Source organism: Alteromonas sp. BZK5 (assembly GCF_014349115.1).
Classification (GTDB): domain Bacteria; phylum Pseudomonadota; class Gammaproteobacteria; order Enterobacterales; family Alteromonadaceae; genus Alteromonas; species Alteromonas macleodii.
In genome coordinates this window covers 22,998-39,201 of record NZ_JACSOE010000044.1, presented here as the reverse complement: position 1 = coordinate 39,201, position 16,204 = coordinate 22,998, and the positions used below count along the sequence as shown (strand labels likewise).

The window sequence follows — 16,204 nt, the reverse complement described above, 5'->3', positions numbered from 1 at the left end:
ATTAAACGCTGTTTATTAGTCGCACATCTGCCAAGAATAGCACTGTCCAATTGCTGCAGATAGACAACAACAATAACAAGTAAGTTAACTTGACTACATGGTCAAGTAATTTTTTACAAAGTCACTAGCGTCGGGCAATTGGTGTTAAACAAAAATGTAAAACTGTAATAAATTTGACATGAATCTCGATAACAATTCTTCGTGGTACTAGAATAGTAAGTGGTCTTGATAGGGACAACGCCCTGCGCAAGTCCATAAAAAAGAATTTTAAACAAAAAGGGAAACACACACATGAACTCTCCAGCTAAATTCAGCCGTATTGCGGCTGCTGTTGCGCTGTCCATCGGGTTGTCTACCGCTGTAATGGCGCAAGAAACGTCTTCATCAATTAAAGGTAGCCTAGTTGGTCCAGCAGGAGCTCCAGCAGCAGGAACTACAGTTATTATTACCCACGTCCCCACTGGCGCCAGAAAAACCGTTCAAGTTAACAACGCAGGGCAATTTAGCTCTCAAGGTCTACGCGTAGGTGGTCCTTATACTGTTGAATTTGATTCAGATAAGTTTGATGATAAAGTCATAAGTGATGTTTATTTGCAACTAGGTGAGCCTTTAGTTCTTAATTTAGCGCTAACTGACGAAGCTGACGTTGAAAGAATTCAAGTTACAGCTTCTCAAATGGGGTACGACGTATTCGGTCAAAAAAGTCCTGCGTCAACATTCAATCTTGAAGATTTAGAGTCTGCTCCTTCTGCAAACCGTGACCTAAAAGATATCGTTCGTGTAGATCCTCGTATTAGTATTTCTGAAAGCGACGGCGAAGAGGCGATCATCTGTGGTGGTGGTAACCCACGTTTTAGTGCACTAACTGTTGATGGTGTTCGTATGAACGACAGTTTCGGTTTGAACCAAAATGGTTATCCGACTGTTAGAATGCCATTCTCTTTCGATGCAATTGACCAAGTAACCGTTGAGCTTGCACCATTTGACGTGCAATACGGTGGTTTTACGGCGTGTAACATCAACGCAGTTACAAAATCGGGTACAAATGAAGTTCACGGTAGTGCTTTCTATGATTACACTAGTGATTCATTAATGGGTGATAAAGTAGAAGATACAGACGTTGATACAGGCGACTTTACTGAAAAGCGCTACGGTGTAAACGTTGGTCTTCCACTAATCAAAGATGAACTTTTCTTCTTTGGTGCTTATGAAAAACTTGAAGGCGCTCAAATCTTCTCTTACGGCCCTCTAGGTAACCAAGTATCACAACAAGATATCGATCGCATTCGTGAAATTGCGTCACGTGTTTACGATTACGATATCGGCGGTACGCCTGGCTCAATGCCTGTGGAAGACGAGAAAGTACTTGTTAAGCTTGATTGGAACATCAACGACGCTCACCGTGCATCATTAGTTTATAACTATAACGATGGCTTTAGAATCGACCAATCTGATGACTACTCGACAGCTCTTTCTTTAGATAGCCATTTCTACGAAGTAGGTGCAAAGCTTAATTCAACAGTTGCTTCATTGTACTCAGACTGGACCGACGACTTCTCTACCGAAGTTCGCTTAGGTCGAATCAAGCTTACCAACCGTCAAAACTCACTAGATGCTGACAGTGGTTTTGGTGAAATTCGCATCGATAGAGTAAACGGTGCAGACGTCTTTTTCGGTCCAGATGACTCTCGTCAATCTAACGAAATGGATTGGAATAGCACAACTGCCAAGTTCGCTGGTACGTACTACCTAGATAACCATACAATTACATTCGGTTATGAGTATGAAGAGCTAGAAGCATTTAACTTGTTCATGCAACATACTATTGGTGAATACCGTTTCGAAACTATTGATGATTTTGAAGCTGGTTTGGCTGACGACATCTACTACAACAACTCTGCTGGCACAAATAATCCTCAGGACGCAGCGCAACGATTCTCTTATGAAACGAACACGCTTTATGTTCAAGACGAGTGGATCCTTGATGACCTAACTTTGTTGTTCGGTCTTCGTTATGACAAATACAGCAGTGATGACAAGCCTAAGCGCAATGAAGTATTTGCTCAACGCTATGGTTATGACAACACTTCAACATTCGATGGAATTGATTTATTGCAGCCTCGCTTTGGCTTCAACTATACATTGAATGACAATATGGAAGTACGTGGTGGTGTAGGCCTATACTCTGGTGGTAACCCTAACGTTTGGCTATCAAACTCTTTCTCTAACGACGGTATTACAAATATTGATACTTATCGCAGTGATTTTGAGTTGTTCGATGAGAACGGTAACACGGTTCCGCTGGTTAATGGTGGTCGCCTAATTTACTCACCACTTCAAGAGATGTTTGATGAAGTTGCTGATGCAGATCCATCTTTGGGTAATGAGCCTTCAACGAATGCCGTAGACCCTGATTTTGAGATTCCTAGCGAATGGAAGTTCAATCTTGGTTTCACTTGGGTAACAGACAGCGATTATGTATTCCAAGCAGATATTCTTCACAACAAGAAGCAAGATAGTGCACAAATCATAAATGTTGGTTGGGACACAGAAAACGTTACTTTTGCAGCTGACGGTCGACCTATCTACGACTATATTCAAGTTGGAACTAATGACGATGGTGACGCTGTTTTCCGTAACTTCCGTAAGAGTGACTTAGTACTTACCAATGCTCGTGAAGATGGCAAGTCGACCACTATCTCTTTTGCTGTTCAAAAAGAATATGACTTTGGTTTAGATGCTTCATTCGGTTATGCATACAACCGCTCTGAAGACGTTACACCAATGGCAAGTTCAGTAGCGTTCTCGAACTTTACTAACTTTGCTTCATCAGACCCGTTAAACCCTGGTATCGCAACTTCGAACTACGAAGTGCCACATCGCTTTACGTTTAACTTGCGTTATTCGACTGAAATTGTTGACGGTTACAAAACAAGCTTCTCGCTATTCGGATCTCGCCAGCAAGGTCGTCCATTCTCGTACACCTTTGACGGTATCACGATCGGCGACGCGCAGTTTAGAACAAACAATGCACTTCTTTACATCCCAGAAGTTGATGATCCAAACGTGACGTATGCAGAAGGCTTCGACTTAGGTGCATTCAACTCATTCATCGATGAAGGTGGTTTTGCTCGCGGCGAAATCCTTGAGCGTAACTCTGAAAATGCTGAATGGTATTCTCGAGTTGACTTCCGTATTGACCAGCAACTTCCTGGTTTCATGAAAGGTCATCGCGCAAGTGCATACTTCATCCTTAAGAACGTTGGTAACTTCTTAAATGATGATTGGGGCGTTCGTAAAATTGGTCCATTCGTTTCAGCTCCTGTACTTGATGCATCGCTAAATAGCGATGGTACATATACGTACAACGAGTTCTTTGAAGGTAACACTAATCAAAATGGATTCTTTAATGAGCAATCATTATGGCAAATCCGAGTTGGTGTTAAGTACAGCTTCTAATCCAATGGTGTGAACCTATTGTAGTGTTAGGTGCCACTCTCCTTAACAGGAAGTGGCACTTTTTTATGCCCGCCATTAATCTCACAATCATGCAATCAAACGATCCTCCGCTTTTTTAATGATCTAACTACGTACATTAGCCGAAGTAATTGACGACAAATTTTTAAATGCTCGCAAGGAGGGCTTATGTCAAAACGTATGCTAATGGTAATGACATCTCACGAAATTATGGGTGATACCGGCAAAAAGACAGGCATGTGGTTGGAAGAGTTTGCTGCGCCGTACTACGCATTTAAAGACCAAGGATATACGATAACTTTGGCGTCACCCATGGGAGGGCAAGTGCCTATCGATCCCAATAGTCTGGCTGACGATGCAATGACCGATGACGCTATGCGATATACGAAAGATGAGCTGGCGCGTAGCGCTATAGCGTCGACTATTCCGCTTGAAGATGTGAGAGCTGAAGAGTTTGACGCGGTGTTCTATCCAGGGGGACACGGTCCGTTGTGGGACCTTTCTGACAATGTGCACTCGATAAAACTAATCGAAGACACTATCGCAGCTAATAAACCCGTTGGGGCAGTATGTCACGCGCCAATTGTGCTTAAGGACGTTAAAACGCCTGATGGCAAATACCTGGTAGAGGGAAAATCTGTTACCGGATTTTCAAACAGTGAAGAAGCTGCAATGGAACTTACAGACGTAGTGCCTTATCTGGTTGAAGATGAACTGGTTAAAAAAGGCGGTAAGTATGAGAGCGCCGACAATTTTGCTGTAAAAGTGTGTACCGACGGGTTACTGGTGACGGGACAGAATCCGCCGTCATCACGACCAGCAGCCGATGCGCTGATTAAGCTATTGAGTTAGCGTCAGCGAACAGCAGAATATATAGTGCCCTCAATGAGAGGGCACCGTTTTAATAGCGTGGCTACCTAAACGTTCTCAAACAGGTCTTCAACACGCTGTCTTAGTTCTTCGATTCTAGACACATCCGCTGGCGCGATGAAAATAGTGTCGTCACCTGCTATGGTGCCCAAAACTCCGTCTTTCTTACTTAATGAGTCAAGCAAGCGCGCAATAAGCTGTGCAGCACCAGGGCTGGTTCTAATGATTACCATTACGTTGTTGTGAACGATATCCAGTACCAGCTGTTTAAGAGGGCTTTTAGCCGTAGGCATACCTAGCTCTGGAGGCAAGCAATACACCATGTCACCTCGGGCATTTCGCGTGCGTACCGCGCCGAATTTGCTTAGCATTCTAGAGATTTTAGATTGGCTGATGTTGTCGAAGCCTTGTGCTTTTAATGCATCAACAATTTCGCCCTGTGAACCGTAACTTTCTGCTTTAAGAATTTCTTTAAAAGCTTTGATGAGTAGCTCTTGTTTTGCGTTTGCCATTAGCGCTCTTTTCTTTTTTGAGGGTTATCGTTAGGAATTATATTTAGTATGCGTATATTGTGCCGTACAGGTAGACTTTGCGCAATTTCTTTGCATAATCATTCATGATAATGAATATCGAGATAAAATCGCCATAAATAACGTTAATAAGACGATCCGGTGATTGAGTTTTCCCCCGCGTTGCATTAGTGTGACGTTCCGTTTAAATACGTGAAGTAATCCCATAGGAGAAATGGTATGAAAGTAGCCGTGTTAGGTGCTGCCGGTGGTATTGGTCAGGCGCTGTCTTTGTTGTTGAAAACACAATTGCCAGCAGGTTCAGATTTAGCGCTTTACGACGTAGCGCCAGTTGTTCCTGGTGTTGCCGTTGATTTGAGCCACATCCCCACTGCGGTAAAAGTAACCGGTCACGGTAAAGATGACCTAGCTGATGCACTAACTGGAGCAGACGTTGTTCTAATTCCAGCGGGTATGCCTCGTAAGCCAGGTATGGATCGTTCTGATCTATTCAACATCAACGCCGGCATTGTTAAAAACCTAATTGAAGGTGTAGCTGATAACTGCCCGAACGCGTGTGTTGGTATCATCACTAACCCAGTTAACACTACTGTTGCTATTGCAGCTGAAACGCTTAAAGCAAAAGGCGTTTATGACAAGAACAAGCTTTTTGGTGTAACGACACTAGACGTTATCCGTGCTGAAACGTTTGTTGCTGAACTTAAAGGTGTAGACGTATCTTCTGTGCACGTACCGGTAATCGGTGGTCACTCTGGTACAACTATCCTTCCTCTACTTTCACAAGTTGAAGGCGTAGAGTTCACAGACGAAGAAGTTGCTAGCCTAACTACTCGTATCCAAAACGCGGGTACTGAAGTTGTTGAAGCTAAAGCGGGCGGCGGTTCTGCAACCCTGTCAATGGGTCAAGCAGCGGCACGCTTCTGTCTATCACTAGTTGCAGCAATGCAAGGTGAGAACGTGGTTGAGTACACTTATGTACAAACTGACGACAGCGGCGACGCAGCATTCTTTGCACACCCAGTTCGCCTAGGCGCAAACGGTGTTGAAGAAATCTTGCCATACGGCGAGCTAAGCGCATTCGAAGAAAAAGCGAAAAACGACATGCTTGAAGGCCTACGTGGCGACATCAAGCTAGGCGTTGACTTCGTAAACGGCTAATAGCGCCTGAAGCGGATGTACTAGCATCCGCTAGAAAAGGCTGGATACGTTCTTACGTACCCAGCCTTTTTTGCATTTAAGACATTACAAAAAAAGCCTGCTCAATGAGCAGGCTTTTCATTATAACGTTACGCGTTCATTGGGCTCTAGCCTGTATTACGCATACCAATTGCAATACCCGCGATGGTAACCATCATGGCACGCTCTAGGCTGGTGTTTTGTGCATCGTCACCGGCTTTACGAATACGATCCAGAAGCTCAATTTGCAGGTAGTGGAGGGGCTGAAGATATCCTGCACGGATCTCCATAGACTCTTTACCCTGCGGGTCGTTCTTCATGATGTCGCCGTCACCGGTTATAGCCAGTAGCGACGAGATGCTTTCTTTAAGCTCGGCACGCAGAGCTTCACCAAAGTGTTTAAGCTCTTTGGGTACTAAGCGCTCATCATAAGCTTCACTGATACGCGGATCGGCTTTATGGAACACCATGTCCAGCATTGAAAGACGTGAACGATAGAACGGCCATTCGCTGAACATCTCGTTAACCACTTTTTCATTTTCCGGTGTCTTCACGCTATCGATAGCGCGCATAACGCCTAACCAGCTTGGCAGTACCAAACGGGTTTGTGCCCAGGCAAATATCCATGGAATCGCACGTAGGCTCTCAATACCACCTTGTGGCTTACGCTTCGCTGGACGACTACCTAGTGGGAGTTTGCCTAACTCTTGCTCTGGCGTTGCAACACGGAAGTAAGGTACGAACTCTTTATCGTGACGCACGGTTGCACGGTAGTTATCGCGACCTTGGGCTGCCATTGCAGTTATAAGCTCTCGCCATTCTTCTTTTGGTGCCGGAGGCGGGAACAACATGGCTTCAATTATGGCGCTGGCGTAAATACCTAGGCTGCGTTTAGCCAGCTTAGGCATACCGAATTTATAGCGAATAGTTTCGCCTTGCTCAGTTACGCGGAAGCCGCCGTCTAGCGAGCCAGGAGGCTGAGAGTAAATGGCAGCATGTGCTGGCAAGCCACCACGACCAATTGTACCGCCACGGCCGTGGAATAGCGTCAGGCTTACGTCAAACTCATCAGCAATCGCAACCAAGGCTTCTTGTGATTGGTATTGAGCCCAGCCCGCAGCAAGTGCACCTGCGTCTTTGGCTGAATCTGAATAACCAATCATAACGAATTGACGACCTTTAACGTAACCGCGATACCAGTCGATAGACAGAAGTTTGCGCATTACGTCAGGCGAGTTGTTCAAATCGTCTAGCGTCTCGAACAATGGCGCCACTGGCATTGGCCAATCTACACCACTTTCTTGAAGTAGCAGCTGAACCGCCATGACATCTGACGGCTCACTGGCCATAGAGATGATATAAATACCAAAGCCGTGCTTGCTGTGCTTCGCAATTACCTTACACGTATCAAGTACTTCTTTTACGTCGTCAGAGGCGTCCCATTGAGCAGGGAAAAGCGGGCGTTTTGAGCCAAGCTCGCGTAATAAGAACGCCTGCTTGTCGGCTTCGCTCCACTGAGCGTAGTCACCAAGACCAAGATAGCGAGTTAGTTCGCTAAAGACGTCGGCATGACGTTCAGAGTCCTGACGTACATCAAGGCGCAGAAGGTGAATACCGAATACTCGAGCACGGCGAATAGTGTCTAGTAACAGTCCGTTTGCCACGACCTGCATACCGCAGTCTAACAATGACTGGTAGCAAAGCATTAACGGCTCGATTAGCTCATCGTCGCTTTCTATCCAGTTTGAAGTATCTGGGTTTTTACCTGCTAAGTAGTCGCTAATGCCATCGCGGGTTGCGATGAACTTGTCAACAAGTGGACGAAGAAGGGCGCGGTATGGCTCGTTGGCGTCGCCGACTTTTTCGCGTAACACGTCGTTGCAGTCGTACATTGAAAGCTCAACCTGCAAGCGATCAAGATCTATCGCGAAAAGCTTGGCTGCACGCTTTCTTGCCAGCAGCAATACTTGCTCGGTTACTTTTGACGTTACAAATGGGTTACCGTCTCTGTCGCCGCCCATCCAAGAGCTAAATTGTACTGGTGACGAGTCTAGCGGTAGCGATACATCGTAGTCTTCGTTCAAACGACCATCAAGTTCGCGCATGAAGTCAGGTACTGCTTCCCATAATGAGTTTTCAATAACTGAGAAGCCCCAGCGCGCTTCATCAACAGGTGTAGGGCGTACAGAGCGAATTTCTTCAGTGTGCCAAGCCTGTGCAATTAGGTCGGCAATGCGGGTTTCAATTTTTTTACGCTCAACGTCATTAAGCGATTCTTGGTGAATGGCCTGAAGGCAGTTCGCCAATTCTTTATGTTTGTGGATAAGTGTACGGCGCGTAACTTCAGTAGGATGCGCGGTCAGTACAAGATCGATGTTTAGCTTAGCAACCGCATCTTGAACTTTTTCTGCGGTTAACTCAGCTTTATCTAGGTGTTTGAACAGTGCATCTATCGATGCATCAACATTCATTGCTGCGTTGTATTCTTGCTCGGCAATATTACCTAAGTTCAAGAATTGTGCGAAGGCACGGCCAACAGTAAGCAAATCGCTGTCAGACATTGTTTTGAAAGTTTCTTTCAGTTCTTCGCTACAAGTAGCGTCTCCCTGATAAGAAGCTCGGCCGCCTTTTCGAATCTTTTCAATACGGTCTAGCCACTCTTGACCTAATTGATTTTTGATTGTTTCACCAAGGGTTTTACCAAGGTATCGAACGGTATCTTTCAGTTCAGCATCGTAGTGTGTTTGCATGCTTTCCTCCTAAATATATGGGCCTAACCATACTGTGTCCTTTGCGACTTGTCTAACCACTTTCGGTTATAATTTACAACATTTTGATACTTTTGCACCCTAGTTAACATTGCTCAAAGCAAGATATTTTGTGGTGTGATACACTCTTGCACCGGAAAATGCAGAAACATTCTCGCGTTATGCGTTTTGTTTGAAATTTGTACTGCATTTGTAATTTAATTTCAGGAGTTCTTGTGACTGATACATTCAATACAGTAGAAACCCAAGCAAGTTACGGCATTGGTTTTCAAATGGGTCAACAATTACAATCAAATCCGTTTGACGGACTAGCGATTGACGCTGTTGTAGCTGGCCTAAAAGACGCCTTCGCAGGTCAAGCGCCTCAGGTTGACAACGACACACTACGTGATGCGTTCGGCGAGATTCACAAGCGTATGCAAGCGGCTAAAGAAGAAGCGAGCAAAGCGGTTATTGAAGAAGGCACTAAGTACCTTGAAGAAAATGCGAAGCGTGACGAAGTAACCGTTACTGAGTCTGGTCTTCAGTACGAAGTTATCGCTGAAGGTGACGGTGAAACGCCAGTTGCGGCTAGCACTGTACGTGTTCACTACCACGGTACACTTATCAACGGTACTACCTTTGACAGCTCTTACGAGCGCGGCCAGCCAGCTGAATTCCCAGTAGGCGGCGTTATTAAAGGTTGGACTGAAGCACTTCAACTTATGAAAGTAGGTGCTAAGTACCGTTTATACGTGCCACATGATCTTGCTTACGGTGAGCAAGGTGCGGGTGCAGCTATTGCACCATACAGCACGCTTATCTTTGACGTAGAGCTTCTAGACGTTCTAGGTTAATGTGTTGTTTACAGGTGTGCAGTTCTGTACACCTGTGTTCCATCTCTTCTTATTCATAGTTCATCGCACTTTAAATATTAGCCCGCACTTCGTTAAATTTAGCGATATGGCCTAATGTTTCTTTTTCCTATCTCTTTTCTTCTCTGTCTTTTCTCGTAAATACAAAGCAAACCTAAATTTGGCACGTTGTTTCATTGGTGTCGCCTTGCGTTTGCGATATGCTAGGTTTCATCTGCTCCGAGTTGTTATCAGTGGCTTCGGCATTACAATAGCCCCACGCTCAAATAAGGAAAATTATTATGGTTATCAAGCCTAAAGTGAGAGGCTTCATTTGTACAAACGCGCACCCTGTTGGCTGTGCAACGGCGGTTGACGAGCAAATTGCTTATGTAGAAGCAAAAGGCGACTTAGGCGAAGGCCCTAAAAATGTTTTGGTTATTGGTTGCTCAACGGGATACGGCTTAGCATCACGCATTACTTCTGCGTTTGGCTATGGCGCTAAAACGCTGGGTGTGTGCTTTGAAAAAGCACCAACAGAACGCAAAACAGGTACTGCGGGTTGGTACAACACCGCTGCATTCCATGAAAAAGCCAAAGCAAAGGGCTTGTATGCAGAGACCATTAATGGCGATGCTTTTTCTGATGAAATCAAAAATGAAACCATCGAAAAGATTAAGGCTGAAATGGGCAAGGTTGATTTGGTCATTTATAGCCTTGCATCCCCGCGTAGAACCGACCCAGAAACAGGTGTAACGTATAAATCTACGCTTAAGCCTGTAGGGCAGGCGTACACCACAAAAACTTATGATACTGATAAAGACAAAGTACATGAGGTATCGCTAGAGCCAGCCAACGACGAAGAGATCCTTAACACCATCAAAGTGATGGGTGGGGAAGACTGGGAGCGTTGGATGGACTTTTTACGTGAAGCCGATGTGCTTGCTGAAGGCTGTAAAACCACCGCATATACCTATATCGGTAAAGAACTAACATGGCCTATTTATGGTCAAGCGACGATTGGTAAAGCGAAGGAAGACCTAGATCGCGCTGCCGCAGCCATTATTGGTAAAAACAGTGATTTGCTTGTGCAAGCCAATGTGAGCTCGTTGAAAGCACTGGTAACGCAGGCAAGCTCAGCCATTCCTGTAATGCCTCTGTATATTTCACTTATTTACAAAGTGATGAAAGAGGAAGGCACCCACGAAGGGTGTATTGAGCAGATTCATGGCTTGTTTACACAGTGCCTGTACGGCAATACACCAACGTTAGATGAAGCAAATCGCTATCGCATGGATGGCAAAGAAACTAACGACGCAACACAGGCAAAAATTAAGGCGCTATGGGATCAAGTGACACAAGAGAACTTTCATGACTTAAGTGACTACAAAGGTTACAACCATGAGTTCTTAAAACTGTTCGGTTTTGACATTTCAAGTGTTGATTACGACAGTGAAGTTGACCCAATGATTAATTGGTAAAACCTAAACTTACCATTAATTAACCTAATGCTTATATGCGCAAAAGCCGTCTGATTTGACGGCTTTTTTGTACCTGATTACAAGTTGATACGGCATATGGATTTGGAAAATGTAAATGAATAAGACCAAAGGTTTACATTAAATTGTAGAAAAATTTGCCTTTATCTAGAAATAGCGTGGCACAAACGTATAGGTTAATGCTAAAATCCCGAAATTAAGTAGGGGTCTTTTCTGCCTCTACCAAAACAGCAGTAGCGATTGCAGCTACACAAAAACAATAATGAGCGTAAATTTCTGCTGGTGGTCTATAAAGAAAGGGCGAATTAAGCGTCCGCAAAAGGAATTATGCGTTACGGCTTCATAACAGGCTGACCGTAGCAATTGCAGCAAGTTCCATCAATCAACAACGAAAAGGTGTTCTACACCTGTTAATAGTGCGCTTTTGCATGCTGACAGGCAGGTTTTCTGCGGTCATGCAAAAGGGTATTTCTATTAGAGTAGTGCGATTACATATGATAAAAATCAAGAAAGGTCTCGACCTCCCAATTGAGGGAGCGCCAAAGCAGGAGATTGCTGATGCATCTGCTGCAACGCGCGTTGCCATTCTGGGAGAAGAATATGTGGGTATGCGCCCTACCATGCACGTCCAAGTTGGCGATGTAGTGAAGAAAGGTCAGGTTCTTTTTGAAGATAAAAAGAATCCTGGCGTTAAATTCACTGCCCCAGCAGCGGGTGAAGTGGTAGAGGTTAACCGTGGTGCAAAACGTGTTCTTCAGTCTGTAGTTATCAAAACGAACGGCAGCGATGCTGTGACATTTGATAAAATTGCAGCTGACCAGATCGCGAGCGCAACACGCGAGCAACTTCAGTCAATCCTTGTAGAGTCAGGCATGTGGACAGCGTTCCGTACACGTCCATTTAGCAAATCTCCTAAGCTAGACTCTGTTCCAAGTTCAATTTTCGTTACAGCAATGGATACCAATCCACTAGCCGCAGATCCTGCAGTGATTATTGCTGAGCGCCAAGACGATTTCGTAAATGGTCTTAAAGCATTAACGCAATTGAGCGGTGGCAAGACTTACGTTTGTAAAGCGGCAGGTGCATCTGTTGCTACTGGCGATGCGGCAGTCGATGTTGAAGAATTTGGCGGTCCTCACCCTGCGGGCTTACCGGGTACTCACATCCACTTCCTTGATTCTGCTGGCATGAACAAAACGGTTTGGCACATCAACTACCAAGACGTAATGGCAATTGGTGCATTGTTGACCTCTGGTGAGCTAGATAACCGTCGTGTTATTTCACTTGCAGGTCCTGCAGCAACTAACCCACGCCTAGTGCGCACCGTAATGGGCGCAGACTTGACCGAGCTTACTGCTAGCGAGCAAGTAGACGGTGAAGTACGTGTTATCTCTGGTTCTGTACTTAGCGGTACGACAGCGATGGGCGTTCACGGCTTCCTTGGTCGTTTCCACACCCAAGTTTCACTACTAAAAGAAGGTCGCGAGAAGAAATTGTTCGGTTGGATCCTACCTGGTTCAAACCAACACTCAGTGACTCGTGCTTACTTAGGTCACCTAAGTGGCGGCAAGAAATTTGATATGACAACAACTACCAATGGTTCTGAACGTTCTATGGTTCCAATTGGTAATTACGAACGCGTTATGCCCCTAGATATCATTCCTACGCTTCTGCTTAGGGACCTGATTTCTGGTGATACTGACGGTGCTCAGACGTTGGGTTGCTTAGAGTTGGACGAAGAAGATTTGGCATTGTGTACTTATGTATGCCCTGGCAAATACAACTACGCTCCTATCTTACGCGACTGTTTGACCACGATAGAGAAAGAGGGTTAAGTCATGGGTTTAAAAGCGTATTTAGAAAAGATCGAACCAAACTTCGAACCAGGTGGTAAGCATGAAAAGTGGTATGCGCTTTACGAAGCTGCGGCGACCATTTTCTACACCCCAGGTAAAGTAAATAAAGCTAACACGCACGTGCGTGACAGCATTGACCTTAAGCGCATCATGATCATGGTATGGATGGCAACATTCCCAGCTATGTTCTTTGGTATGTATAACATTGGTTTCCAAGCGCAAGAAGCAATTGCTGCTGGCGCAGGAACACTACCTGATACGTGGCAAGCAGGCCTATTCGCAGCCCTTGGCGGTGACTTGGCAAATGCGGGTACACTAGGTCTATTCTTCTATGGCGCATGTTTCTGGCTGCCAATCTACGCGGTAACGTTCGCGGTAGGTGGTTTCTGGGAAGTATTGTTCGCGTCTGTGCGCAAGCACGAAGTTAACGAAGGTTTCTTCGTTACATCGGTACTATTCGCACTAACACTTCCAGCTACTATTCCTCTATGGCAAGTTGCACTAGGTATTACCTTCGGTGTTGTAATTGCTAAAGAAGTATTCGGTGGTACAGGTCGTAACTTCCTTAACCCAGCATTGTCTGGTCGTGCATTCCTTTACTTTGCGTATCCTGCGCAAATTTCAGGTGACCAAGTATGGGTAGCGGCAGATGGTTATTCTGGTGCAACGTCTCTAAGCCAAGCGGCTTCAGGCAACCTTGATTACGCGAACATGGATCAGTGGATGAACAGCTTCATCGGTACTATCTCAGGTTCAGCGGGTGAGGTGTCTACCCTTGCTATTATTCTTGGTGGCTTGTTCATCATGTACATGCGTATAGCAAGCTGGCGCATTGTTGCTGGTGTAGCAATTGGTGTGGCGTTCTTCGCAACCTTGCTAAACCTAATCGGCAGCGATACCAACCCTATGTTTGCAATGCCTGCACATTGGCACTTTGTTGTTGGTGGTCTTGCTTTTGGTATGTTCTTTATGGCGACAGACCCAGTTTCTGCGTCGTTTACAAACCAAGGTAAGTGGGCTTACGGTATCTTCATTGGTTTCATGACGGTACTAATCCGCGTCCTAAACCCAGCCTTCCCTGAAGGTGTAATGCTAGCAATTCTATTTGCTAACTTGTGGGCGCCACTGTTCGACTATTTCGTCGCACAAAGCAATATCAAGCGGAGGGTAGCACGTGTCGGCTAAGAAAGAATCTTTAGGCAAAACGGTAGGTATTGTTGTTGCCGTATGTTTAGTTTGTTCAATTGTTGTTTCTGGCGCGGCTGTTGGCCTTCGCTCTCTACAACAAACAAACGCAGCTCTAGATAAAAAGAGCAACATTCTTAATGCTGCAGGCCTTTATGAAATGGGCATGAGCAATAGCGCAATTGAAAGCACGTACAGCGAGCGAGTAGAGCAGCGTTATGTAAATCTTGACGAAGGTACTTTCGTAGAAGCGCCTAAGCCAGATTACGATATGTATAAAGCAGCCAAAGAAACTGAGTACAGCACTAAGGTGACTAACAGCAATGTTGGTTTTCAACGCCGCCCTAACGTGGCAAGTGTTTACTTAGTTCGCGACGAGGCAGGTGATGTATCTCGTATCATCCTTCCTGTGCACGGCAGCGGCCTTTGGGATCTTATGTACGGTTTCTTAGCGGTAGACGCAGACGGCCAAACGGTTCGCGAGCTTATTTACTATCAGCAAAAAGAAACGCCAGGACTAGGTGGTGAAGTGCAAAACCCTGCATGGCAGGACAAATGGGACGGCAAAGAGCTTTACGAGAATGGCGAAGTTGCTATTCGCGTAGTGAAAAATGCTAACCCTAGCAATCCTCACACTATCGATGCGCTTTCAGGTGCAACCCTAACCAGCAACGGTGTTGAAAACACTATTCGTTACTGGGTAGGCGAGCAAGGCTTCGGCCAGTTCCTGAAGAACCAAGCATGGCGTTCATAAGGGAAGTCTCATGGCAGATACTAAAGAAATGAAAAAGGCCCTCTTTGGGCCAATCCTGGACAACAACCCGATCGCCCTACAGGTATTGGGTATCTGTTCAGCACTGGCAATTACCACTAAGCTGGAAACAGCATTGGTAATGTCGCTTGCGCTTACAAGCGTTGTAGCGTTCTCAAACTTGTTTATTTCACTAATTCGTAACCAGATCCCATCTAGCGTTCGAATTATTATCCAGATGACCATCATTGCGTCGTTGGTAATCGTTGTTGACCAAATCCTGAAAGCGTATTCCTATGAAATATCGAAGCAGCTGTCGGTATTCGTTGGTCTTATCATTACTAACTGTATCGTAATGGGTCGTGCTGAAGCCTACGCCATGAAGAGCCCACCTCTAATGAGCTTCCTTGATGGTATTGGTAACGGCTTGGGTTACTCTTTCATTCTAGTTGTAATTGGTACAATTAAAGAGCTATTTGGTTTCGGTACTATTTTAGGTTTCGAAATCCTTCCACTGGTTCAAAACGGTGGCTGGTATCAGGGTAACGGTTTGTTAATCCTACCATTCAGCTCATTCTTCTTAATCGGCGGTATGATTTGGTTTATCCGTACTATCCGTCCAGAGCAAGTAGAGCCTAAGGAGTAAGTCATGGAACATTATTTGTCGTTATTTGTTCGCTCAATTTTCGTTGAGAACATGGCGTTATCACTTTTCTTAGGTATGTGTACATTCCTAGCGGTATCTAAGAAAGTTAAAACTGCTATGGGTCTTGGTGTTGCTGTTATCGTGGTACTAGGTATCTCTGTACCCGTTAACCAAGTTATTTATGTAAACATTCTAGCTCCAGGCGCACTAGCGTGGGCAGGTTTCCCAGAAGCTGACCTAAGCTTCCTTAACTTCCTAACGTTTATCGGTGTTATCGCGGCGTTGGTACAGATTCTAGAGATGAGCTTAGACAAGTTCTTCCCTGCGCTTTACAACGCACTAGGTATCTTCCTTCCGCTAATTACCGTTAACTGTGCAATCTTCGGTGGTGTGGCGTTTGCGGTACAGCGTGAATACAACTTCACTGAAAGCATCGTTTACGGCGTTGGTAGTGGTATGGGCTGGGCACTAGCAATTGTATTGCTAGCGGCAGTACGTGAAAAGCTGAAGTATGCTGATATGCCTGATGGTGTTCGTGGTCTTGGTTCTGTATTCATGATCGCTGGCCTAATGGCACTTGGCTTCCAGTCATTCACTGGTATTCAGCTGTAAT

Annotated in this window: 12 protein-coding genes; 10 read left to right on the top strand and 2 right to left on the bottom strand. The window is 45.2% G+C overall.

What is annotated here, in order from left to right:
• Positions 1–291 precede the first annotated feature (291 nt).
• Entirely contained in the window at positions 292–3,459 is a 3,168-nt protein-coding gene (locus BIZ39_RS13405; RefSeq protein WP_187447207.1) for a TonB-dependent receptor, read from the top strand.
• A 186-nt stretch (positions 3,460–3,645) separates the two neighbouring features.
• Positions 3,646–4,329 carry a type 1 glutamine amidotransferase domain-containing protein gene (locus tag BIZ39_RS13400; protein WP_014950804.1) on the top strand — a complete coding sequence of 228 codons (684 nt, stop codon included), beginning with the start codon at positions 3,646–3,648 and terminating at the stop codon, positions 4,327–4,329.
• Between the two features lie 65 nt (positions 4,330–4,394).
• Here the strand turns inward: BIZ39_RS13400 and argR are convergent, their stop codons facing one another.
• A complete protein-coding gene (gene argR, locus BIZ39_RS13395; protein ID WP_014950803.1) occupies positions 4,395–4,859 on the bottom strand; it encodes a transcriptional regulator ArgR in 465 nt (154 codons plus the stop codon).
• A gap of 237 nt (positions 4,860–5,096) precedes the next feature.
• Between argR and mdh the strand changes: the two genes are divergently transcribed.
• Positions 5,097–6,035 (top strand): malate dehydrogenase, encoded by a 939-nt coding sequence (gene mdh, locus BIZ39_RS13390; protein WP_168533964.1) that lies wholly within the window; start codon positions 5,097–5,099, stop codon positions 6,033–6,035.
• Between the two features lie 146 nt (positions 6,036–6,181).
• On the opposite strand, the gene ppc is transcribed toward mdh, so the two are convergent.
• Positions 6,182–8,803, bottom strand: a complete 2,622-nt coding sequence (ppc, locus tag BIZ39_RS13385) for a phosphoenolpyruvate carboxylase (protein WP_187447206.1) — start codon at positions 8,801–8,803, stop codon at positions 6,182–6,184.
• 233 nt (positions 8,804–9,036) lie between these two features.
• Between ppc and BIZ39_RS13380 the strand changes: the two genes are divergently transcribed.
• From BIZ39_RS13380 to nqrE, 7 genes are all read left to right on the top strand, one after another.
• A complete protein-coding gene (locus BIZ39_RS13380) occupies positions 9,037–9,657 on the top strand; it encodes an FKBP-type peptidyl-prolyl cis-trans isomerase (RefSeq protein ID WP_014950800.1) in 621 nt (206 codons plus the stop codon).
• 299 nt (positions 9,658–9,956) lie between these two features.
• Positions 9,957–11,135 carry an enoyl-ACP reductase FabV gene (gene fabV, locus BIZ39_RS13375; protein ID WP_187447205.1) on the top strand — a complete coding sequence of 393 codons (1,179 nt, stop codon included), beginning with the start codon at positions 9,957–9,959 and terminating at the stop codon, positions 11,133–11,135.
• A 512-nt stretch (positions 11,136–11,647) separates the two neighbouring features.
• Complete coding sequence (locus BIZ39_RS13370; protein WP_049586994.1) at positions 11,648–12,988, top strand: Na(+)-translocating NADH-quinone reductase subunit A; 1,341 nt, start codon at positions 11,648–11,650, stop codon at positions 12,986–12,988.
• 3 nt (positions 12,989–12,991) lie between these two features.
• On the top strand, positions 12,992–14,194 hold the full coding sequence (locus BIZ39_RS13365) for an NADH:ubiquinone reductase (Na(+)-transporting) subunit B (protein WP_014950797.1): 1,203 nt from the start codon (positions 12,992–12,994) through the stop codon (positions 14,192–14,194).
• Positions 14,184–14,948 carry a Na(+)-translocating NADH-quinone reductase subunit C gene (locus BIZ39_RS13360; protein ID WP_187447204.1) on the top strand — a complete coding sequence of 255 codons (765 nt, stop codon included), beginning with the start codon at positions 14,184–14,186 and terminating at the stop codon, positions 14,946–14,948. The genes BIZ39_RS13365 and BIZ39_RS13360 overlap by 11 nt, the downstream gene beginning before the upstream one ends.
• A 10-nt stretch (positions 14,949–14,958) precedes the next feature.
• A complete protein-coding gene (locus BIZ39_RS13355) occupies positions 14,959–15,591 on the top strand; it encodes an NADH:ubiquinone reductase (Na(+)-transporting) subunit D (RefSeq protein WP_014999629.1) in 633 nt (210 codons plus the stop codon).
• A gap of 3 nt (positions 15,592–15,594) precedes the next feature.
• Positions 15,595–16,203, top strand: a complete 609-nt coding sequence (gene nqrE / locus BIZ39_RS13350) for an NADH:ubiquinone reductase (Na(+)-transporting) subunit E (RefSeq protein WP_014950794.1) — start codon at positions 15,595–15,597, stop codon at positions 16,201–16,203.
• Position 16,204 lies beyond the last annotated feature (1 nt).

What these genes read in the sequence shown, in the direction of transcription:
- BIZ39_RS13405 (WP_187447207.1), top strand. Translation starts at nt 292, where the DNA reads ATGAACTCTCCAGCTAAATTCAGCCGTATTGCGGCTGCTGTTGCGCTG.
- BIZ39_RS13400 (WP_014950804.1), top strand. Translation starts at nt 3,646, where the DNA reads ATGTCAAAACGTATGCTAATGGTAATGACATCTCACGAAATTATGGGT.
- argR (WP_014950803.1), bottom strand. Translation starts at nt 4,859, where the DNA reads ATGGCAAACGCAAAACAAGAGCTACTCATCAAAGCTTTTAAAGAAATT.
- mdh (WP_168533964.1), top strand. Translation starts at nt 5,097, where the DNA reads ATGAAAGTAGCCGTGTTAGGTGCTGCCGGTGGTATTGGTCAGGCGCTG.
- ppc (WP_187447206.1), bottom strand. Translation starts at nt 8,803, where the DNA reads ATGCAAACACACTACGATGCTGAACTGAAAGATACCGTTCGATACCTT.
- fabV (WP_187447205.1), top strand. Translation starts at nt 9,957, where the DNA reads ATGGTTATCAAGCCTAAAGTGAGAGGCTTCATTTGTACAAACGCGCAC.
- BIZ39_RS13370 (WP_049586994.1), top strand. Translation starts at nt 11,648, where the DNA reads ATGATAAAAATCAAGAAAGGTCTCGACCTCCCAATTGAGGGAGCGCCA.
- BIZ39_RS13365 (WP_014950797.1), top strand. Translation starts at nt 12,992, where the DNA reads ATGGGTTTAAAAGCGTATTTAGAAAAGATCGAACCAAACTTCGAACCA.
- BIZ39_RS13355 (WP_014999629.1), top strand. Translation starts at nt 14,959, where the DNA reads ATGGCAGATACTAAAGAAATGAAAAAGGCCCTCTTTGGGCCAATCCTG.
- nqrE (WP_014950794.1), top strand. Translation starts at nt 15,595, where the DNA reads ATGGAACATTATTTGTCGTTATTTGTTCGCTCAATTTTCGTTGAGAAC.